This window comes from Microbulbifer sp. CAU 1566 (assembly GCF_023156515.1).
In the GTDB taxonomy this organism is placed as follows: Bacteria; Pseudomonadota; Gammaproteobacteria; order Pseudomonadales; family Cellvibrionaceae; genus Microbulbifer.
In genome coordinates, this window is the sequence record NZ_JALNMG010000002.1 from 49,259 (window position 1) to 69,634 (window position 20,376).

Sequence of the window (20,376 nt, forward strand, 5' to 3'; positions counted from 1 at the left end):
TTCCCTGGTACCAGTAATTCCAAAAACAGGGGCTCCGGCCCCTGTTTTTTTATCTGGCGGTTTTCTCCCTGAAATAGTATTCGTAATAGCGCCTGATGTTCGATAGTAAACGCTTTCTCTCCACCGTCACTCGTAAACCCGGCGTCTATCAGATGTTTGATGGGCAGGGGAAGGTGTTGTATGTGGGGAAGGCAAAAAATCTCCGCAATCGTTTGTCGAGCTATTTTCGGGCCAGCGGTCTCACTGTAAAAACCATGGCGCTGGTGGAGAAAATTGCCGATATCGAAGTGACGGTGACCCGCAGTGAAACCGAAGCGCTGGTGCTGGAACAGAGCCTGATCAAGTCCCAGCGTCCGACCTACAACGTTATGCTGAAAGACGATAAGGGTTACCCCTATATTTTTCTTTCCAGCAAAGACACCTTCCCCAGAATTGCGTTACACCGCGGTGCCAAGCGCAAGCAGGGCGACTACTTCGGTCCATTTCCCAATGCCTCTTCAGTGCGTGACAGCCTGAACTTTCTGCAGAAAACGTTTCGTATTCGCTCCTGTGAAGACAGTGTCTTCGCCAATCGCTCACGCCCCTGTCTGCAGTACCAGATTGAGCGCTGTACTGCGCCGTGCGTGGACTTTATCAGCCCGGAAGATTACCAGGCGGATGTCAGGCACGCGCAGATGTTTCTCGCGGGCAAAAGCGACAGCATCATTCGCGAGCTTGCCAGCGAAATGGAGCGTGCATCGGTGGCGCTGGAATTTGAGAAGGCCGCGCGTTTGCGCGATCAGATTGTTGCCCTGCGTCGGTTACAGTCGGATCAGGTAGCGGAAAGCGGCGGTGGCGATGTGGATGTGCTGGGTGTGGCGACCGAAGGCGGGCTGTGCTGTGTCCATGTATTGTTTATTCGCCAGGGGCGTATTCTCGGAAGTCGCAGTTATTATCCCAGTGAGAAATTGGGGCTGGGGGCGGATGAGTTGCTGGCGGCCTTTATTCCGCAGTTTTATCTCGGGGCCAAGCGCGAAATTCCGCGACAGATTCTCGTTTCCGAGCAACTGGAGGACTTGCAGCTACTGCAGTCTGCACTGTCCGAGCAGGCTGGAAAGGACGTGCAGCTGGCCAGCAAGTTGCGCGGCAATCGGGCTACCTGGGTGGAAATGGCACAACAGGCCGCCGCCCAGAACCTGCAGAGCCGCACGGCATCCCAGCAGAAGCTGCACAATCGATTTGAAAACCTTCAGGAAGTACTGCGTCTCGGGGAGTTGCCGGAGCGCCTTGAGTGCTTCGACATCAGTCACTCCAGTGGTGAGGCGACGGTGGCATCTTGTGTGGTGTTCGATACCGGTGGGCCGGTCAAGTCCGATTACCGGCGCTTCAATATCGAGGGGATTACCGCGGGTGATGACTATGCCGCTATGGGGCAAGCACTGAAGCGGCGCTATACCCGTCTTTCCAGTGGGGAAGGGCGCTTCCCCAATATCCTGCTGATCGATGGTGGCAAGGGGCAGGTACACCAGGCGGTGGACACCCTGAACGAGCTGGGTGTTACGGGGGTCCAAATTGTCGGCGTTGCCAAGGGTACTACCCGAAAAGCGGGCTTTGAGACCCTGCATGTGGTTGCCGATAATCGCGAGTTGGTTTTGGAGTCCGATTCACCGGCACTCCACCTGATCCAGCAGGTGCGCGATGAAGCGCATCGGTTTGCCATTACCGGTCATCGTCAGCGACGGGACAAGAAGCGACGGGAATCGCCTCTGGAGGGGATTCCCGGGGTGGGGCCGGCCAGGCGGCGGGCGTTGCTGCATCACTTTGGTGGACTGCAGGAAATCAAGCGCGCTTCCGTGAATGAGTTGGCCAGCGTGGAAGGTGTGAGCCGCAAGCTCGCGCAGGATATATACTCGAACCTGCACAATGAATGATTGGCGTTTATTTTTGGGTGCCAGATTGCTAAGTTACGCACTGCCGACGAAGTGTGTTCAGCGAATGTAAAAGGATCAGCATGACTCTCGCCAACCAATTAACCCTACTGCGCGTGGCGCTGATACCTGTGTTCGTGCTGGTCTTCTACCTTCCTTACAAGTGGAGTTACGTTGCTTCCGCGCTGATTTTCTCCATTGCCGCCGCCACCGACTGGCTGGATGGTTACATTGCCCGCAAGCTCAATCAGAGCACGCCTTTCGGCGCCTTCCTGGATCCTGTAGCCGATAAGTTGATGGTGGCAACGGCCCTGGTGTTGCTGGTTGACCTGCACGACCATCGCTATTTCACCATTGCGGCCGCAGTCATTATCGGGCGGGAAATTGCTGTTTCGGCGTTGCGAGAATGGATGGCGGAGCTTGGTCTGCGCAGTAGCGTTGCCGTCAGCTATATCGGGAAGATCAAAACCACCGCGCAGATGGCGGCAATCATCGTGCTTCTGGCCTTTGATGTCCGGGAGTTCCCGGTCATGGAGACCATTGGTTATATCCTGCTCTATATCGCCGCAGCGCTGACGCTCTGGACCATGGTGGTGTACCTGCGTGCTGCATGGCCCGCGCTGACGGCCGACGCAAAAGTGGAAGAGTAGTCCTCGTCGATAAATAGCCCGCCTTGCTTACGCGCTGAATTCTCGCGCCGCCTTCGAGTCCCGATTGTCTTCGGGACTCATTTCACAAACTCCTCACAAATACGCAACATTTCATGCGCGGTGATTTTCGCGCCACACACTGTGCTGTACGATCGTTCCATTCGGAAAATAATTTCGCCAATGGAGTGACCCGTGTACGGGCGTGCAGTAACCAGACCCAGATTCCCTGTTATTTTTCTAACCTTGTTCACCGTGTTTACAGGCAGTAACGGCCTCGCACAGGACTATGATCGCAACGAGTGGCTGCCGCGCTGGTCGGATTTTGATCGAGACTGCCAGGATACCCGTCACGAACTGCTGATTCGCTATTCGCTTGCCCCGGTGGTCTTTACCAGTCGTGAAGATTGCAAGGTGGCGTTTGGCCTGTGGCTGGATCCTTACACTGGTGAGTTCTTTGATAAAGCCTCGGACCTGGATGTCGAGCACATAGTGCCGCTCAAATGGGCCCATGATCATGGCGCCGCTGGTTGGAGTCGAGAGAAGAAGCGTCGTTTTGCGGAAGACCCGGAAAACCTCTGGCTGGTGGACGACGGCCGCAATCAGAGCAAGGGGCACCGGGGGCCGGATCAGTGGATGCCGCCATACGGTCCTGTTCGCCGCATCTACATTCAGCGGTTTATGGCGATTGCGAAGAAATACGGACTGGCGACGAGCCCTGAGGAATCACAGATTTTTCTCGCGCTGCTGGAAAACCGTCACGGTTAATCAGTGAAGCTGCGCCAGTATTTCGCCAAAGCGGGACTCTACCGGGTAGTGGGCTGCAGACCAGCCCAGACGAAGGATGGCCGCCTCACAGGAGGGGGCAATCATCAGTTTCTGTTCGCGATTGCCCAGCATGAAATAGCTATCGGCTGGCAGCTGGCTAAATAGCGCTGGCAGGCCGGCATCGTGATTCAGCCAGAACTGGTAGCCGTAGCGCGGATCGTTGATGCTTCCGTTCGGCGCCGTAGCCCGCTGGATCCAGCGGGGATCCAGAAGAGGGTGGTTGCCTGTGCGCCCTTCATTGAGTAGTAGCGCCCCCAGGCGCCCCCAGTCTCTCGCGGTGGCGTAGCCGTAAGAGCTGCCGATATACACCCCGTCTGCATCGCGCTCCAGTAGGGTGTCACGCATCCCCAGCGGCTCGAGAAATTCGTTGTGCAGGAAATGCGCTGTAGCCTCCGTCCCTCCCAGGCGTTGGTGCATCCAGCGCGCTAACAGGTTGGTGCTGCCCGATGAATAAGAAAAGTGGGTGCCTGGCGGGTGGGTCAGGGGGCGTTGCAGCGCGTAGCGGGAGTGGCGGTTGCTGTTGAACAGCATGCGTGTGGCATCCGATCCAGTCCGGTAGCTTTCGTCGAAGGCGAGCCCGTCGCGCATTTGCAGAAGGTGTTCCAGTGTAATATCGCTGCGCTCATCGTCTTCCCATTCCGAAAACAGGTTTCTCTCCGAGCGCTCGCTCAAATCGAGAGCCTCCATTCTGCCCCACAGCATTGCAAGCAGGCTCTTGGTCATGGACCAGCCCAGCAAACGTGTCGACGGCGTGATGGCAGGGCCGTAGGCCTCGGCCAGGAGAAGTCCCCGATGTATCACCAATAGCGCACGGGTCTCCAGGCCTTGCCGGTTGTCCTCGTGCAGCTGTGTCTGCAGGAGCGCCTGCAGCTTCTGGTTCCTGTGGCAGCAGGCTTTTTTGCCGCTATTTGGTGTGCGTGTCTGTGTAGGATTCGGATCTTTGAAGAGTGTGGTGTTATGCGTGGTGCCTGACGGCGGTCTGTCCTCGAGTCGGGCGCCGTACTCCGGGTGAAACTCGGCGGTAGCGCGAAGGCGACGCCACAGCTTCGCAGTAGTCGTATTCTTTTCGTGAGAAATGCGTACCAGCGAAAAAAGCAGCGAATAGCTCCGTAGATCCTGCTGGATCTGCTTGTCACTAAATCCGGAAATGTGTCGCGCAGAACAGGCCAGTTTTGCGCTCATATTGAGGAGGGTACGGATAGCTTCTTGCGCTGAGGCGCGGATGCGGTGCTTGCGTAACGTAAGGTGGCGGGTGCTGGCGGCAGCGAAAACGATAGTAACAGTAACAATGAAGGCAGCACTAACCAGGAGTGTAATTGCCATGGGGTTGGGTCGCCTGTTTCACACTATTCCCGGCTAAATATAGCTGTAGGGCAGGGCGATCAAGGGAGGGATTTGCTGAAGTGGTGGTTGGTGCCCGGGGCGGGACTTGAACCCGCACGACCAGAAGTCGAGGGATTTTAAATCCCTTGTGTCTACCAATTCCACCACCCGGGCAGATAGGGCAATCAGCTGGTGCGGAATTGACCAGTGATAAAACCGGCCCACAGATGGGTCCGGAGAGAAAATGGAGGCTAGGGTCGGAATCGAACCGGCGTACACGGAGTTGCAGTCCGCTGCATGACCACTCTGCCACCTAGCCTAGGTGCCGCTGTGATAGCGGTGAAAACGCCGCGGATTCTATCGGATAACCCTGAAAAATCCTAGCATTTTCTGATACTTACGTGCCCTTGGGCGTGTAAGAGGGCGCTATTCTATGGTTTGTTCACGATTAGTCAAGGGGCAAGGTGCAACCTTAGAAACTCGTTCACTTATTGTTCAGTAAGGGCCCCCGCGCTTGTGTAATAACAGATAGCAATGGTTGCGGGATTTCTATTGCCAATTGTTCTAAGTTTTCCCACGACGAAAACTGGCAATCCTCGGGGAGTGTCCAATACTCAATGTAGCTGGCTAGCACACATCTCCCCCACGTCGTGTTTAGTAGTGCCGGCCGGGCGCCTCCCTCCATACGGGCGCCCAGTGTGTTGTAAGGATGAAATCCTCCAAGTTTCACTCCTAATGGTCTTGGCCCTGACGCTCTCCCCCCCCCCGTCGTCAGGGCTTTTTTTTGCCTGTAAGAAATGCTCTTTCCAGTTGCGGAATCGGGGCGCCAGCCGCTTGTTCGGCCAGCGTGCGGAATTTTTCCAGCGTGATTTCTCCCCGTTCCGAGGCCATCGCCGTTACCACTTCGTCCAGGCTGTGTTTTCCATCGCTGGACTTCTGAATCTGCTGGTCGATTTGGTGCAGTACCACGGTACCCCTTGCGGTAATTGGGCCTGAGGATCGTTTCACCAGAAGGTTGGGGGAGTCTTTGCCCCATTCGGCAAGTTCTTCCAGTGCTTCCTGAAAGCGGCGCTCACTGATGCCACCGGTGCGGCGCAGCGTTTGCAGTGAGTAATATTCGGCAATGCCCTCGACGATCCAGTCGCTTTCCTTGTCACCGCGGATGCCTGTACCGACGTGAACAAGTTCGTGCAGCAGGCTGCTTGTTCGGTTACCGGAAATCAGCGGCCTGTCTGCGTGCATAAACAGCGAGCGGGTGCCGGAAAGTCCGCCGCGCCACATGGGGTCGCCCGCCATCACGATCAGCAGTTTGTCCGGGAACTCAGGGAAAACTTTCTTAAGCTCTGGAAGCGTCCAGCCGAGAAAGGCCAATGTGTCTTGTCGGCGAATACCTTTTCCTCGCGGGCCAGCGACGACTGTATCTGTGCCATCGATGAATTCCTGGCGGCTGCCAATGCGACCGGAGATCAGCCACCCCTTGGGGCGGATAAGGCGGCGGCCAGGATCTTTCAGCTGGAAAATGCCGTTTTCATCTTTTGCATAGGGCGCGAGCGTATTCCAGTTCTCCGGGGTATTCACCTGAAGTGTCGCCCTGGACTTGAGAGTTTTGGGCGCTCGCGCGGATATCGGCGGGATTAGCTTGTCGCTGCGCAAAATGGTCCACTTATCCGTCATCAGGGAGTCGTAGCGACCAGACGATTTCTTCTCATCAATTTTGAACTGGTACTCGATTTCACTGTGACCCGCTCCCGGTTTCCAGGTAGCAGTGTCACCATCCAGGGTGACGTCTTCTCCGGATATTTTTGAATGCCGATCGGGGTTGAGGTGGAGCGTCAACTGTGCGGGCAGTTCGTCGCCGGACAGGGCGATACGGACCCTGGCGGCATCATCGCCAGGGCGAAGTTCTACCTGGTATTTGATGTCGTAAGTGGTGTTGTTCGCGGCGGCGTGCACGAGCGGGGCGCACAACAGGCTGAGCATCGTCAAAAGGGCGCCGAAGGACGCCGTTTCGCGAGAGGACCAAGCTTTCCAAAAATAATGCATGAATACTTTCTGGCTCTGTTTGGTGGTCTGTGAGTGTTGGTTTGACAACACATTCTAGTAACAGTGCCAGAGAGTAACGCTCAATCTGCCAGGGTACGAGCCCCGGCTTCGGTATTGTGACCTACGCAGGCTATTGCTTGCTCATCCCCTGGGCTTCAGCGGGTTCCAGCCCGTTGAGCTTGTTGAATACAAGGCTCGCCGCAACCAGATCCTCCAGCGCGTGGCCGACGGATTTGAAGCAGGTCACCCCGGTACGGTCGACCGGGGCATCCAGTCGGCTCAGAGACGGCAGGTCGCCCAGTATCGCGCTGGGGCTGATCACGCCACTTTCAATCGGCAGGCTGAGGTCGCCGGTCTCCGTAATTGCGTGGGGCATCACGTCCACATACAGGGCGACTCGCTTGATCAGCAGGTCATCCGCTTCTCTCATGTCGGGTCGATAAGCTCCCACCAGATCGATGTGTTGGGTGGGCCGGAGCCATTTCCCATAGATGAGTGGCGTTTTACTCAGGGTGGCGCAGCTCACGATATCGGCTTGTGCCATACCCTCCTGCAGGTCACTGCATACGGATATGGAGAAGGGTGCGCCGGCAAGGGCGTCGACAATACGCTGCGCCTTTTCCTGCGAACGCCCCCAAACCAACACGTTTTTGATCGGCCGGACACTCGCATGTGCGCGGATAAGCTCTGGAGCCAGGGTGCCTGTCCCCACCATCAACAGAACACTGGCGTCAGCCGGGGCCAGGAAGTCGGCGGCAAGTGCTGACGCGGCCGCGGTGCGCATGGCCGTAATACTGGCGGCATCCATAATCGCCCGTGGTGTGCCTGTGCGCGCATCGAACAGCGCATACTGTCCCTGAATAGAAGGTTGTTCACGATTATCCGGGGCGACGACCACCGTCTTAACTCCCAGGAAGCCGTCAGCCTGCCAAGCGGGCATCAGCAGCAGCGTGTTTTCATTTTGATGGTCACGGGAGTACTGATAGTGATGGTGGTGTCGCTGCGGCACTTCGATGTCCTGGCTGCGAAAGGCTTGGCGCAATGCCTCGATCAAGTGCGGGTAGTGAATGGTTTCGCGAACGGTTTCGGCAGAAATAAAGTGCATTGGAAGTCTTCGGTGTCGGTCAATCGGAAGTTTATTGTGAGTGCCCCAGCAGAAAACCCTGCTGCAGCGGATCTGCTGGATCGATGTAAAACCGGTGCTGGCCGGTAATGTGAGCCGTGCCGGAAATCTCTGGTATTACCGCAGGAATCCCCGTGTACTGCAGGGATTGCACGACGCTTCCCCTGAAGCAGCTGCCGGTAATGCTCTCGGCAATCAGTGTCTGCTGAGGGCCAATCAGTCCTTGCTCCAGGTGCAGTGCCATACGTCCGGAGACCCCGGAACCCGTTGGTGACCGATCCAGTTCGCCATCGGCGAAGACACAGACATTGCGACTGTGAATCGAATTGGGCAATTCATTGGTGTCCAAAGGTGGCGCCTGAAAAGGCGCCATATCCATAAATATGGTGCCGTACAAAAATCCCAGATCCGGCTCTGTGGGGTGCCGAATGTCTTGCCCGCTGGCCTGGATGCATTGTTTGATTGCACGACCTGCGTGAATCAATTGCTCAGCGTGTTTCGAGTCGAGTGAGAAAGGCAGCTGCGCCGCATCGACATACGCGTAAAAAGCACCGCCGTAAGCAATGTCGTACCGAATGGTTCCTAGGTCCGGAACGTCGATACGTTGATTGCGAGCGAAAACAAAGGAGGGTACACAGTGAAAGCGGGTCGAAATAACGCGGCCGCTACTATCGGTTTGCGCGAATGCATGAATTCGCCCGCAGGGTGCATCAATCGTTACCGGCGCTTCAGAACCGGGAATACCCGGTTTAACCCAGCCCAATTCAACCGCAAGTTTTGCCAGGGCAATTACCGCGTGGCCACACATAGTGCTGAAACCTTCGTTATGAATGAACAGGGCTCCAAAATCTGCACCCGGGTCATTCGGGGGAACAACGATGGCCCCATACATATCCCGATGGCCGCGCGGCTCCCACATTAATGCGCATCGCAATTCGTCGTGATGTTGCTGCGCAAAGCGCCGTTTGGCCAGCACGCTATCGCCTTCGAGCGTGGGGAAGCCTCGTAAAATAACCCGAAGCGGTTCGCCCCCGGTGTGCATGTCGATGGTATCGACACTTCGCCAGTTGGCGATCAGTTTTGCTGGGATTTCAGAATCTAGAATTTCCCACGGACCAGCCTCGACTGTTGAATCCATCTTACTCCCCCCGTTATGCATTTGTTACTTTGCGGACAATAACAATATATGTTTTTGGGTGCAATGAAAGAAAGTTGGATGTGGGTTGAGGGGGAGGTGGCAGGGCAGGTGACAGGGGGACGGTTTTGGGGAGCGGGCGCGGGCCTTTATCGGTACCCCCAGAAGTACCCCAAATGTACTTAGTTGAGGGAAAAATAAGATCGGTCTAGACGGTGCCAGCGCACAAAACTAGAAGCGTCGCGGGTGTGAAATTTTCTGAGGTGGGGATGTATCAAGAAATGGTCGGTGAGAGAGGATTCGAACCTCCGACCCCTTCGTCCCGAACGAAGTGCGCTACCAGGCTGCGCTACTCACCGACTTTTACAGCGTTGATTCCGTTGCGGAATCTGCTTGGGCTTCCTTGGGAAGCGGGCGGCATTATAACAGCCGTTCCGCCTCTGTAAACCACTGATTTCATTTAATTTTAACTGCCGGGCACCGAAAGGCGCCCAAGGCCGTTTTACTTATTGATCTGGCGGATCAGACCTTCCTGGGTGGTGGAGGCAACCAGTCGTCCATCCCTTGAGAAGATCTGCCCCCGGCAGTAGCCGCGGGCGCCACTGGCAGAGGGGCTGTCGGTGACGTAGAGCAGCCACTCATCCGCCCGGAAGGGCCGGTGGAACCACATGGCGTGATCCAGGCTGGCAGGCATCAGGTGTGGGTCGAACAGGCTGATGGGGTGTGGCTGCAGGGCGGTACCCAGCAACGCCATGTCGGATGCGTAGCAGAGAGCGCTTCGGTGTTCGATGGGGCTGTCGGACAGCTGCCCGTCGACCCTGAACCAAAACATGCAGCGGGGTTCGCGTACGGCGTTGTCGAAGTAGCTCATGGGGTCCAGCGGACGAAAATCCACCATATAGCGGCGCTGGTTCTGGGCGGCGCCTTTCATGCCGGCCTCTTCGGCGAGCTGCTGGGTGTTTTTCAGTTCTTCGGGCTGAATCAAGCTCTCAGTGGGCATCTCCGCTTGATGGTCGAAACCCGGCTCCTCGATCTGGAAGGAGGCGGACATATTGAAGATGGCTTTGCCGTTCTGGCGGGCGACCACCCGACGGGTGGTGAAGCTGCCACCGTCTCGAATCGGGTCGACATCGTAAATGACGGGTTTTTCACTGCTCCCTGGGCGCAGGAAGTAGGCGTGCAGAGAGTGGGGGAGGCGATCCTCAACGGTGCGGGCGGCGGCCATCAGGGCCTGCCCGAGTACCTGGCCTCCAAAGAGCACTTTGCGGTAGTTCTCGACATGCTCCCGGCTACGGAACAAATTGGTGTCCAGTTGCTCGACATCGAGGAGCTTGCTCAACTTTTCCAACATGGGCGATACTGCCTGTCTTGTGTAAAATTTTTACCTGAATTTTGCGCCGCAGGGGCCAACGGCCGCGGTGCGGACCGAAAATAATAGCAAGCGCTGGCTAAATGACCATTACTGAATTTATCAAATCCGATGTAAAAGCCGTCCTTCAAGCCGAGGGACGGTTACCTTACAAGCTGACCCTGGGTGCCATGTCTGAGCACTATAAGGTGAGTTTGACTCCGGTGCGCCACGCGGTGGATGAGCTGGTGGACGAAGGCGTAATTCACCGGAAGGACAACGGTCGCCTGGAGGCGAAGCCAGAGGTGCTGAAGGGGGTAAAGCTTGAGCCCCCGAAAGAAGACGCCACCGAGAAAAAACTGTATGACATTATCCGCCAGGATGTGATCGCGCGCAGTTTAAAGCAAGATACCGAGTACCTTCGCGAGCATGCGACCGCTGAGCAATACGGCGCGGGCCGCACCGTAGTACGGCAGATATTTTCTCGCCTGGCGGGTGCGGGGTTGATTGAGCATGTCCCCCGCTGCGGCTGGCGGGTGCATCCGTTCAGCGAACAGGATATGCACGATTACCTGGATATCCGCGAAATGCTGGAGCTGAAGGCGCTCGACCTGGCCCGCGGGCATTTTACCGATAACGAGCTGGAAAACCTGCTCAAGGCGAACAAGCCAGCGCGGGGAAGTTCCACATCGGAGCTGGACTTCGACCTGCACGATTACTGGATCGAGCGCTGTGGTAATCGCTATATCTCAGAGTTTTTTAAGCGCTATAGTCCTTTCTACAACGCGCTGTTCAATTACGCCGTGATTGATGAAAAGGTAAAGCGCGAAATGGCGCGCGAGCACTGCGAAATTGTCGAGTGTTTGCTGGCGAAGGACTGGAAAGGCGCACGTAAAGCACTTACCCACCATATCCGGGATCAGCGAGAAGCGGTTTCTCGCATGATTGAATACCTGAATGAGAAAAAGTTTACGTAACTCTGAACAGCGTATTCGAGTCAAAAAAGGCTTGCCACCGGGCAAGCCTTTTTTGTTCAGAATCCGTGCGCAAATGGATCTTCCGGATCGAAAATAATCGTGGACTCAGCACTGATATAGGCGCTTCCGGTAATCGTGGGAATGACTTCGCCGCGTGCCGCCCCCGCACCGGGTACCGGTTGGACCGAACCCTCAAAAACGCTACCGATGATGCTTTCCTGTCGCCATGTCTGGCCGGGGGTAATGATTCCATCGCTATACAGGCAGGCGAGTTTGGCACTGGTGCCGGTGCCGCAGGGTGACCGGTCGTAGGCTTTGCCCGGGCAGAGCACGAAATTTCGACTGTCTGCGACGGCCGGATCGGACGGTGGAGCAAACAGCTCGATATGGTCGATCTCTTCCCCGTTCGCACCGCAAATGCCCTGCTCGCGGAGTGCCTGGCGCACGCGCCAGCAAAACTCGGTGAGCTGGTCGGTATTGTCCACACTGACATGCTGCTCATGGTTTGAAATCAGGAAAAACCAGTTGCCGCCCCAGGCAATATCCCCGCTAAATCCACCCACGCCTTCCACATATACCGGCACACCTTTGCGATAGCGATAGCTGGGCACATTTTCCACACTTACACGGTGGTTGTTGTGCAGTACAAAGCTGACCTCGCCGACCGGCGTTTCGAGCCGGTGGGTTCCGGGAGTAATGGCCCCGGTTCGCGCCAGTGTGGCCGCAAGACCAATGGTGCCGTGGCCGCACATGCCCAGATAGCCGACGTTATTGAAAAAGATCACACCGGCGGCATTGTCCGGGTTTTGTGGCGGACAAAGCAGGGCCCCGACGACAACGTCGGAGCCCCGAGGTTCGCGGATAAGCGCGGTGCGCAGGTAATCGAATTTTTCCTGAAACACGGCCAGTCGCTCTGCCATGCTGCCGCGACCAAGATCGGGGCCGCCGCCGACGACGACTCTGGTGGGTTCGCCACCGGTGTGGGAATCCACCACGGAAATCGTGTGGTTCTGATTGCCGTCCAAAATTACTCTCCAGATTGTTCTTATCGTTTGCGGTCAATAATTGTCCGCGTGCTGACGGTAGAGGTTTTGTTACTGCACTGGCCCTTGAGTCCAGTTGCCATCCACCGATCGCCAGGCGTTCAATGGGTTGTGATCCTGCAACAGTGGCGGCAGCCGATGGGAACGCACATTGTCGTAACAGTCGAGCTTGCCAAAGCGGGTCAGCGATGCCGGTATCCCTACTGCAGTAAATCCCGGGTGACCGGACGCCGGGAAGGGGCCGCCGTGATTCATTGCCGGGGAAACCGCGACGCCAGTGGGCATCTTGTCGTTCAGCAGTCGGCCCACTTTCTCGCGCAGTATGGGTGCCAGTGCATTGTAAGCTTCTTCATCTACATCGGTAGTGGATGAGTAAATACATCCGGTGAGATTGCCTTCCAGCTGCTGAAGAATGGCTGCCGTCTGTTCGGTATTTTCGCTCACCACGACCAGTGCCGCATTGCCAAAGGCTTCCGTCTGGAAGGCCTCCGGGGCCTGCAGGAATCCGGTACCGGACACGCACAGCAGGGTGTTGGGGACGCAGGTACGGGTGTCGTCGGCGCTGGTAACTCTGGTGACCAGGGCTGCGCCGGCTTCGCGCAGCTCGACGATGGCCCTCTGCAGACCCATTTGCGTACCGGCACTCAGCAGGGTGCCGGGTTGGCTGCCGTCAAACAGCTCTCCACATCGGGCGATAAACCGCTCACCGTCATCACCAGCGGGGACGATGACCAGCCCAGGGTTGGTGCAGAACTGGCCGCTGCCCATCAGGCAACTGCCGGCAAATTCCTCCGCAAGCTCGGGGCCGCGTTCGCGCAGAGCGCCGGGCAGCATCACCACAGGGTTAATGCTGGATAGTTCGGCGTAAAACGGTGTACCTACGCTGTCTGCGACCTGCTTGAGGGCAATACCTGCTGTGCGCGAGCCAGTAAACGCACCGGCACCCAAGCGCTTGTCGCCCATCAGTCTATAACCGTCTTCGCGGCTGATGGCATACAGCATCTGCACGGTTGCAGCGGGTAATCCCACTTGTTCCAGTGCCTGGCGTGCCAGGCTCGCCAGTTTGTGGCAAGTGCCGGGGTGGGAGGTGTGCGCCTTGGCGATCACCGGATTACCGGCGGCGATGGCGGCGGCGAAATCGCCACCGGCGAGGCCGTTGAAGGCCAGCGGAAAATTGTTGGGACCAAAAATGACCACCGGGCCTATGGGGCCGCGCATGCTGCGAATATTCAAAGCGGTATCAATGGTGGCCTGGGCCCATGAGCCGTCACGAGCGGCGTTAGCTGCGGCTCGCAGTTGGCCTGTTGTGCGTGGCAGCTCGACGTCACGCAGCCTCGGGTTCAATGGCAACCCGGTTTCCTCATGGGCCAGCAGGCTGAGCTCGTCTGCTGAGGCTTCAATGGCATCGGCAAAGGTGTCGAGAAAGCGGGCACGGGTTTCTGCGGGAATGGCTCTCAGCGTTGCCGCGGCATCGGCAGCGGCGGCCAGCACTGCCTCACAGTCGTGCCAGTTGGAGACCGGGTAGAGGCGTGCAATGGTCTCTTTGGTGGAAGGGTTGGTGGGCTGAAAGCGGCCGGATTCGGCCGCTTGTCGCCACTCGCCCGCGATCAGTACTGGGGCCGTGTACATGGCGAATTCTCCACTCATGGTGTTACTGGATGGCCGGGCGAGTGGCTATCGCGGTGTGAATGATCTCCAGCACAGACTCCCGCTCGGCACCGGTAAGCGCGAGGCGCGGGTTGCGGCACTGTTCGCTGCCGAGTCCGCATTCCTGCACCGCGAGTTTGATGTATTGCACCAGTTTGGGCTTGGTATCCAGGTGGAGCAGGGGGGTGTACCAGCGATACACCTTACGCGCCTCGTCGTAGTTTCCGCTGGTGGCCAGGTCCCACATCAGGCGGTTTTCCTGCGGGAAGGCGTTGACCAGTCCCGAGATCCAGCCGTGGGCCCCCAGGGCAATACTTTCCAGCGCAAGGTCATCAACACCACAGAAAAGAACAAAATCATCGCTGACGAGATTGGCGATGTCTGTCAGGCGCCGGGGATCGTCAGAGGCTTCTTTCACGGCGACGATGTTTTTCACCTGGGACAGCTCGGCGACTGCGGCTGCGGACACATCCACGCCGTAGCAGGCGGGATTGTTGTACACCATCACCGGCAGATCCGTTGCAGCGGCAACACCCCGAATATGCGCGACGATCTCATCCGCATCGGCTTTGTAGGACATGGGCGGCAATACCATCAGGCCATCGACACCGGCTTCTTTTGCCGCACGTGCAAAGTTGCCGGCCTGGGTGGTGGTGTATTCAGACACCCCGGTGAGTACCGGTACCCGGCCATTTACGTGTTTCACAGTGGCCGCCAGTACTTCAATTTTTTCATCCTGGCTGAGAGAGCAGTTTTCTCCCACGGTACCCAGCATTACCAGGCCATTGATTCCTGCTTCAAGCATCACATCGAGATGCTTGAGGGTGGCCGGAATATTCAGGCTCTCATCGGCGTTGAACTGTGTGGTTGCTGCGGGGAAAACGCCGCTCCAATCGATTTGCATGTGACTTCCTCATCATGGGCTAGGGGTGCTAAGTGGTGCAAAGGGGCAACAAGGGCCGAGCAAGGGACGCGGCAAAAGTGTCTCGGCACTTTTGTGAATCAACTGTCCATCAACGTACTTTTAAAAAAGCCCTTTGCGTTTAGTTGTTATTGTGTACAATAAATAAAGTTTTCGAAGGCTGTCAACATTAATTTCGCTTTTTGTCCTCTCCCGGGGGGAATGGGCGGCGAAACGGCGGACAGGTCGAAGGCAAAGAACAACAGTAAATTGCTAACCACCACCGGAAGAGCGACCCATGTCACTGGCTAACCTGTATCAACTACATATTGAGGAAATTATCCGGCGCCACAGCCGCGCGATGGCGTTTCACGGCTTTAGCCGTCTGGTCATCTATTCGGGCACGCCCAAGTTGCCGTTTCTCGACGATAACCACTACACCTTCAAAGTGAACCCCCATTTCAAACACTGGGTTCCGCTGCTCGAACATCCGCACTGCGCAATTGATTTTCGCCCCGGGGAAAAACCCAGGTTGATCTACTTTCAGCCGGAAGATTATTGGCACAAGCCACCCGCGGATCCGGAAGGTTACTGGGTAGATGCATTTGACATTGAGCTCGCCACATCCTTCGACGATGTCATCAGCGCGCTCGCAGGTGATACCGAGGGCTGCGCCTTGATTGGGGAAGACAGCACCTGCTTTCCGCAGTTGCCCAAGTCACAATCGAACCCATCGGGGTTAATCGATGAGCTCCACTACCATCGCGCGTACAAAACCTCCTATGAAGCGGAGTGCCTTCGTCGGGCCAATCGCTTGAGTGCCGCAGGACACCTGGCCGCGAAGGATGCCTTTATGGGTGGCGCAACAGAGCTGGGCATTCATCACGCATACCTCGCAGGCGCCGGGGTGCTGGAAGCGGAATTGCCTTATGGCAATATCGTGGCGGTGAATTCTCATAGTTCCGTATTGCATTACCACGGTGCCGATCGTGAAAAAATGTCGCCTGCAGATATCCATTCGCTGGTGATTGATGCCGGGGCGGATTACCTCGGTTACGCCAGTGATATTACCCGCAGCTATGCGTTTCGATCCGGCGATTATGCGAAACTGCTCGAAGCTCTGGACACCGCACAACAGACGCTGGTTTCCGAAGTCGCAATCGGTCAGAACTTTGCCGATTTGCACTGGCGAGCCCATTACTTGATCGCCTGCATCCTGCGGGATTTTGACTTTGTAATGATGTCGCCCAAAGATATGGTGGTAGAGGGTATTACCAATGTGTTTTTCCCTTGTGGTCTCGGCCATTTTATTGGCCTGCAGGTGCACGACGTAGGCGGCTACTTGATGGCTCCCCGTGAGCGCCCGCGCCTGCGTGACCCGCGTGCGCCATACCTGAGAAATGCGAGAAATATCGAAGCCGGGCAGGCGCTCACCATTGAACCGGGAATCTATTTTATGGATATGCTGCTCGGCGAATTATCCAGAAGTAAGCACAGTTACAGGGTCAACTGGGAAAAGGTCGACGCGTTCAAGAAATATGGTGGGGTACGAGTGGAAGACTGCATATTGGTGCACGAAGACCGGGTTGAAAACCAGTCCCGTGATGCCTTTGCGGCGCTGGCGCGTGAAGCCGGGGTCAATGCTTTGAAAGTCACCGCCATTGAGCCTGTGGGTTGAGCAGATGCCACTAGACAGCAATTCAACCGATCCCCGCGAACTGGTTATTATCGGGGCGGGCATTATCGGCGTAGCCCTGGCAGAGCAGCTGCAGCACCGCGGGCATCAGGTGACACTGGTTGACCGGGATTCTCCCGGGCGCGGCTGTTCCTACGGAAATGCAGGGCATTTCGCCACGGATGTGGTGTTGCCGTTGGCGAATATGAAAACGATCCTGTCGGTACCCAAGCTGTTGCTGGATCCGCTTGGGCCGCTCTCTATTCGCTGGGGTTATTTCCCCAAAGTCTTGCCGTGGCTGCTGCGGTTTGCCGTTGCCGCGGCGCCCGCCAATGTCGAAAAGTCCTGCCAGCATTTGCGGGCCCTGAACGGTCGCTCTATTGAAAGTTACGACCGGTTGCTGGGACGCACCGGGCTGACGGACCTGATGACCAAACGCGGAGCACTCACCGTCTACGAACGCCCGGACTCCGTTGGCAGGAATCGGGCGACGGTTGATTTGCTCAGGGAGTATGGCGTTGAAATCGAGTCTCTGTCAGGCGATGAAGTTCGGGCACTGGAGCCTGCTCTTGGCAAGGGCGTTGTCGGTGGCCTGTTTTTTCCGCGTACTGCACACACTGCGAATCCGTACCGTTTGGTCACCGCGCTCGCCGATAGATTTCAAAACAGCGGTGGGGAAATTCTACAGGAAGAGGTCGTTGGCCTGCAGCAAACGGCAGACGCCATGGATGTGCGTCTTTCCAGCGGGCGAAGTATCCGTTCCCGACGGCTGGTGATTGCCACCGGTGCCTGGTCGAAAGTGTTCGCGGAACAACTGGGATACAAGGTGCCACTGGATACCGAGCGAGGCTATTACCTGATGCTGCCGCAGCCCGGGACCAATATCTCGCGCCCGCTGGTGTCCTTCGAGCGGTCTTTCGTTATGACTCCGATGGAGGAAGGGCTACGCCTGGCGGGTACCGTCGAGCTGGGCGGCCTGGACGCAGAGCCCAATTTTGCGCGTGCGGATATTCTGTTTGACCATGCGCAATCGCTACTGCCGGACATCAGTAACACCGGGGCGCACCGCTGGATGGGGTTCAGGCCTTCATTGCCAGATTCGCTGCCGGTACTGGGCATTGCACCGCATCATCCTCGCGTCGCCTTTGCCTTTGGACATCAACACCTGGGTCTTACGCAAGCGGCCATAACCGCAGAGTTACTTGCCGACGAGCTGGAGGGAAAGGCCCCGGAAATTGACCTTTCCCCATTCAGTATTAAGCGATTTCAATAAGGTCCCGGGGGAATTGGGTTAGCATCTCGATTCCCTCGGCCTGAACCACAATGTCATCCTCAATGCGCGCGCCGCCCCAGCCGGGAATGTAAATTCCCGGCTCTACCGTCATGACGAAGCCGGGCTCAATGATGGTGTCGTCGCCCGCAGTGAAATATGGCTTCTCATGTGTTTCCAGGCCAATGGCGTGCCCGAGCCCGTCGCCCGCAAAGCGCGCATAAGGGGTTTTGCTTAGAAATTCAGCCACGATGGTTGCCGGTTCAGAGCAGGGTATTCCAGCCATCACACTATCCACGCCCAGCTTTTGAGCGTCTTTTACCAATCCGTACACTTCCCGCTGTTGTTCACTGGCTCTGCCGAGTACCACTGTGCGTGTCATGTCGGAACGGTACCCTTCAATCACGGCACCGAAATCGATGGTAATCATGTCGCCGGTCCGCAGTTGTCGCTCAGACGGCATGCCATGTGGGCGCGAGCTGCGTGGGCCAGAGGCAAAAATAGTAGGGAAGGCGGTACCTTCTGAGCCCGAGGTCATCAATGCGTGCTCGAGTGCCACGGCAGCTTCGCGTTCGGTCATTCCAGGGCGAAGTTTGCTGAGCAGTTGCTCCAGTGACGCATCGGCGATGCGCGCGGCCTTTTGCATATGCTCGAGCTCCGATGGCTCCTTTTTTCGGCGCAGCTTTTCCACTATGCCACTCAGTGGCTTAAACCCGCCGGGGTCCAGGGCCAGATCCACGGCGATGGCCTGCCACTGGCTGTAACTGATGTGGTCGCGCTCAAAGCCCAACCGTCTGGCTCGGCCCGAACCGAGTGCTAGCCGCTGAATCGTCTGGCCGAGGGATTCTTTCGCGCGGTCGCGCACGATAATTTCCATTTCTTTGCCTGCACACTGTTCCTGTGCCTGTTCACCAAAGCGATAGTCGGTAATGAGGAAAGCGTGATCTCCGGCGTGCAGCAGGCTTGCAACGCCCTGTTCATCGCTGGCAAAGCCGGTAAGGTATCGGAGGTTGGGCATACTGGTAATCAGCATGCCGTCGATACCGAGTCCGAAAAATGTTTTCTGCAGTTTTTGTAGGCGGGTCATGTGTGTACCTGGATTATTCGGTCATTAGGATTGAAGTGACGTCTGTTCGGGTTACTGCTTGCGTTTAACTGATTTTGGGTAAACACCGGTGATACCAGAGTAATGCGCAGGCACAGCAGACAGAGAGTGCGGCAAAACCACCCCACATCCAGTCGGGCCTGCCGAGTGTTTTTGCTACATAGCCATAGCCCCAACCAGACAGTAAGCCGGCTGCCAGAAAGCCCAGTGCCATGGATAGGAAGTAGTAGCCCATGAACAGGGCTGCCTGCGCAGAAGGCATGGATTCAGCCACATACTCCTGGCTTTTTGGTGAGGTCAGCATTTCACCTACCGAGAAGGCAATGACCGCGAGCACGATACCGGCGCCGCCGATGGCGGGGCCGAATCCCATCCATAAGAAGCTGGCGGCCATTACACAGGTTCCGGATATCAGAACCTGTAGTGATGCAAACCGTTTGCTGAGCTGGCTGATACCGATTTGTAGTATCAGAATGCTGCCGAAGTTGAATGCGGTAATAAATTCCGGGCTGATTTGTCCCTGGTTTCCTTCGCTGATGGCGCCGGCGACGGATGGGCTGAAGGATTTAACCCAGGCCAGTAGTGGCGCTGTATCGACAAAATCCCGAAGGTACAGGGGTAGGGTCAGGAACAGTTGGTTATAGCAGGCCCAGAACCCGGACATCAGCAGCAGATACACCACAAAACGGCGATTCTTCAGTACCTGGGCAATATCACTGAATACGCTCTGATCTGATCTTGATCGCGACTGGGATGCCGGCGTGTAGTCAGCGATGCGGGGTTCGCGATAAAACAGCAATAGCAGGAAGTTCACCGCAATCCAGCAGGCGGCGACTGAGAACACCCAGTCCCAGCTGATCCCCTTCACCAGGCCCGCAACGATCGGCCCGACAAAACCGCCTACGTTGATCATGGTGTAGAAAATACCAAACCCCAGGGCGCGGTTACCGTCGTTTGTGCTCCGGCTGACCGTAGCCACCACGAGTGGTTTGAATATCGCTGCGCCGATGGCAACAAACAACAGAACGGCAAAAAACGGCCAGAATCCGGAGACTTGACCGAGAAGGTAGTAACCCGGCGTCATGATCGCGAAGGCCAGGAAAAACATGCGTTTGTAGCCGTAGCGATCTCCGAGGGCACCGGTGAATACCGGGAGCAGATACAGCAAAAAGGGAATCACGCCCTGAATGGTCCCGCGCTCCGCGTCACTGAGTCCGAGTCCGCCCTGGCTCACACTGTTTGTCATATAGAGCGATGAGAGGGTAAAGAAGCCGTACCACGCCAACCGCTCAAAGATTTCCATCACATTTGCGACATAGAAACTCGACGGGAAATAGCCTCGATTCTGCGGGGTTTCTGTCTGTGTATTTATTGTTGTTGAAATAGACGTCATCGCTCACCTCT

Annotated in this window: 16 protein-coding genes and 3 tRNA genes; 6 read left to right on the plus strand and 13 right to left on the minus strand. The window is 56.7% G+C overall.

Features of this window, described 5'->3' with window-relative positions; genetic code table 11:
• Positions 1-95: 95 nt before the first annotated feature.
• The 3 genes from uvrC to M0G74_RS05385 all read left to right on the plus strand — a co-directional run bounded on the left by uvrC (position 96) and on the right by M0G74_RS05385 (position 3,322).
• Positions 96-1,910 (plus strand): excinuclease ABC subunit UvrC, encoded by a 1,815-nt coding sequence (gene uvrC / locus M0G74_RS05375; RefSeq protein ID WP_248215417.1) that lies wholly within the window; start codon positions 96-98, stop codon positions 1,908-1,910.
• 80 nt (positions 1,911-1,990) lie between these two features.
• A complete protein-coding gene (gene pgsA / locus M0G74_RS05380) occupies positions 1,991-2,557 on the plus strand; it encodes a CDP-diacylglycerol--glycerol-3-phosphate 3-phosphatidyltransferase (protein WP_160153736.1) in 567 nt (188 codons plus the stop codon).
• 252 nt (positions 2,558-2,809) lie between these two features.
• A complete protein-coding gene (locus tag M0G74_RS05385) occupies positions 2,810-3,322 on the plus strand; it encodes an HNH endonuclease family protein (RefSeq protein ID WP_236250359.1) in 513 nt (170 codons plus the stop codon).
• Here M0G74_RS05385 and M0G74_RS05390 read toward each other — a convergent pair whose 3' ends face one another.
• The 8 genes from M0G74_RS05390 to M0G74_RS05425 all read right to left on the minus strand — a co-directional run bounded on the left by M0G74_RS05390 (position 3,323) and on the right by M0G74_RS05425 (position 10,357).
• Positions 3,323-4,705 (minus strand): serine hydrolase, encoded by a 1,383-nt coding sequence (locus M0G74_RS05390; protein WP_248215419.1) that lies wholly within the window; start codon positions 4,703-4,705, stop codon positions 3,323-3,325.
• A gap of 88 nt (positions 4,706-4,793) precedes the next feature.
• Positions 4,794-4,879, minus strand: a tRNA-Leu gene (locus M0G74_RS05395).
• Positions 4,880-4,950: 71 nt separating this feature from the next.
• Positions 4,951-5,024, minus strand: a tRNA-Cys gene (locus M0G74_RS05400).
• Positions 5,025-5,476: 452 nt separating this feature from the next.
• Positions 5,477-6,748 (minus strand): hypothetical protein, encoded by a 1,272-nt coding sequence (locus M0G74_RS05405; RefSeq protein ID WP_248215421.1) that lies wholly within the window; start codon positions 6,746-6,748, stop codon positions 5,477-5,479.
• A 130-nt stretch (positions 6,749-6,878) separates the two neighbouring features.
• Entirely contained in the window at positions 6,879-7,853 is a 975-nt protein-coding gene (locus M0G74_RS05410; protein ID WP_248215423.1) for an ornithine cyclodeaminase family protein, read from the minus strand.
• A gap of 31 nt (positions 7,854-7,884) precedes the next feature.
• Complete coding sequence (locus M0G74_RS05415) at positions 7,885-9,009, minus strand: proline racemase family protein (protein ID WP_248215425.1); 1,125 nt, start codon at positions 9,007-9,009, stop codon at positions 7,885-7,887.
• A 279-nt stretch (positions 9,010-9,288) separates the two neighbouring features.
• Positions 9,289-9,365: transfer RNA gene (locus M0G74_RS05420), tRNA-Pro, on the minus strand.
• Positions 9,366-9,508: 143 nt separating this feature from the next.
• Positions 9,509-10,357 carry an acyl-CoA thioesterase II gene (locus M0G74_RS05425; RefSeq protein ID WP_160153731.1) on the minus strand — a complete coding sequence of 283 codons (849 nt, stop codon included), beginning with the start codon at positions 10,355-10,357 and terminating at the stop codon, positions 9,509-9,511.
• Between the two features lie 101 nt (positions 10,358-10,458).
• Here M0G74_RS05425 and M0G74_RS05430 point away from each other — a divergent pair, with 101 nt between their 5' ends.
• Positions 10,459-11,331: a GntR family transcriptional regulator gene (locus tag M0G74_RS05430; protein ID WP_160153730.1), complete on the plus strand. Its 873-nt coding sequence runs from the start codon at positions 10,459-10,461 to the stop codon at positions 11,329-11,331.
• Between the two features lie 56 nt (positions 11,332-11,387).
• On the opposite strand, the gene M0G74_RS05435 is transcribed toward M0G74_RS05430, so the two are convergent.
• The 3 genes from M0G74_RS05435 to M0G74_RS05445 all read right to left on the minus strand — a co-directional run bounded on the left by M0G74_RS05435 (position 11,388) and on the right by M0G74_RS05445 (position 14,925).
• Positions 11,388-12,356, minus strand: coding sequence for a proline racemase family protein (locus M0G74_RS05435; protein WP_248215426.1), 969 nt, complete (start codon positions 12,354-12,356; stop codon positions 11,388-11,390).
• Positions 12,357-12,425: 69 nt separating this feature from the next.
• Positions 12,426-14,021, minus strand: coding sequence for an aldehyde dehydrogenase (NADP(+)) (locus M0G74_RS05440; RefSeq protein ID WP_248215427.1), 1,596 nt, complete (start codon positions 14,019-14,021; stop codon positions 12,426-12,428).
• A gap of 4 nt (positions 14,022-14,025) precedes the next feature.
• The gene (locus tag M0G74_RS05445; protein WP_160153729.1) at positions 14,026-14,925 is read right to left on the minus strand and encodes a dihydrodipicolinate synthase family protein; all 900 of its coding nucleotides are present in this window, start codon (positions 14,923-14,925) and stop codon (positions 14,026-14,028) included.
• Positions 14,926-15,220: 295 nt separating this feature from the next.
• Here M0G74_RS05445 and pepQ point away from each other — a divergent pair, with 295 nt between their 5' ends.
• Entirely contained in the window at positions 15,221-16,600 is a 1,380-nt protein-coding gene (gene pepQ, locus M0G74_RS05450; protein WP_248215429.1) for a Xaa-Pro dipeptidase, read from the plus strand.
• 4 nt (positions 16,601-16,604) lie between these two features.
• Positions 16,605-17,870 (plus strand): FAD-dependent oxidoreductase, encoded by a 1,266-nt coding sequence (locus tag M0G74_RS05455; protein ID WP_248215431.1) that lies wholly within the window; start codon positions 16,605-16,607, stop codon positions 17,868-17,870.
• Here the strand turns inward: M0G74_RS05455 and M0G74_RS05460 are convergent.
• Together M0G74_RS05460 and M0G74_RS05465 are read right to left on the minus strand one after the other, a co-directional pair.
• A complete protein-coding gene (locus M0G74_RS05460) occupies positions 17,854-18,954 on the minus strand; it encodes a Xaa-Pro peptidase family protein (RefSeq protein WP_248215433.1) in 1,101 nt (366 codons plus the stop codon). The genes M0G74_RS05455 and M0G74_RS05460 overlap by 17 nt on opposite strands.
• A 64-nt stretch (positions 18,955-19,018) precedes the next feature.
• Entirely contained in the window at positions 19,019-20,365 is a 1,347-nt protein-coding gene (locus tag M0G74_RS05465) for an MFS transporter (protein ID WP_248215435.1), read from the minus strand.
• Between the last annotated feature and the right edge of the window lie 11 nt (positions 20,366-20,376).

Excerpts from the sequence above, each read along its gene's own strand:
- M0G74_RS05405 (WP_248215421.1), bottom strand. The coding sequence starts at position 6,748 with ATGCATTATTTTTGGAAAGCTTGGTCCTCTCGCGAAACGGCGTCCTTC.
- M0G74_RS05460 (WP_248215433.1), bottom strand. The coding sequence starts at position 18,954 with ATGACCCGCCTACAAAAACTGCAGAAAACATTTTTCGGACTCGGTATC.
- M0G74_RS05465 (WP_248215435.1), bottom strand. The coding sequence starts at position 20,365 with ATGACGTCTATTTCAACAACAATAAATACACAGACAGAAACCCCGCAG.
- M0G74_RS05425 (WP_160153731.1), bottom strand. The coding sequence starts at position 10,357 with ATGTTGGAAAAGTTGAGCAAGCTCCTCGATGTCGAGCAACTGGACACC.
- M0G74_RS05445 (WP_160153729.1), bottom strand. The coding sequence starts at position 14,925 with ATGCAAATCGATTGGAGCGGCGTTTTCCCCGCAGCAACCACACAGTTC.
- M0G74_RS05410 (WP_248215423.1), bottom strand. The coding sequence starts at position 7,853 with ATGCACTTTATTTCTGCCGAAACCGTTCGCGAAACCATTCACTACCCG.
- M0G74_RS05390 (WP_248215419.1), bottom strand. The coding sequence starts at position 4,705 with ATGGCAATTACACTCCTGGTTAGTGCTGCCTTCATTGTTACTGTTACT.
- M0G74_RS05455 (WP_248215431.1), top strand. The coding sequence starts at position 16,605 with ATGCCACTAGACAGCAATTCAACCGATCCCCGCGAACTGGTTATTATC.
- uvrC (WP_248215417.1), top strand. The coding sequence starts at position 96 with ATGTTCGATAGTAAACGCTTTCTCTCCACCGTCACTCGTAAACCCGGC.
- M0G74_RS05430 (WP_160153730.1), top strand. The coding sequence starts at position 10,459 with ATGACCATTACTGAATTTATCAAATCCGATGTAAAAGCCGTCCTTCAA.
- pepQ (WP_248215429.1), top strand. The coding sequence starts at position 15,221 with ATGTCACTGGCTAACCTGTATCAACTACATATTGAGGAAATTATCCGG.
- M0G74_RS05415 (WP_248215425.1), bottom strand. The coding sequence starts at position 9,009 with ATGGATTCAACAGTCGAGGCTGGTCCGTGGGAAATTCTAGATTCTGAA.
- M0G74_RS05440 (WP_248215427.1), bottom strand. The coding sequence starts at position 14,021 with ATGAGTGGAGAATTCGCCATGTACACGGCCCCAGTACTGATCGCGGGC.
- pgsA (WP_160153736.1), top strand. The coding sequence starts at position 1,991 with ATGACTCTCGCCAACCAATTAACCCTACTGCGCGTGGCGCTGATACCT.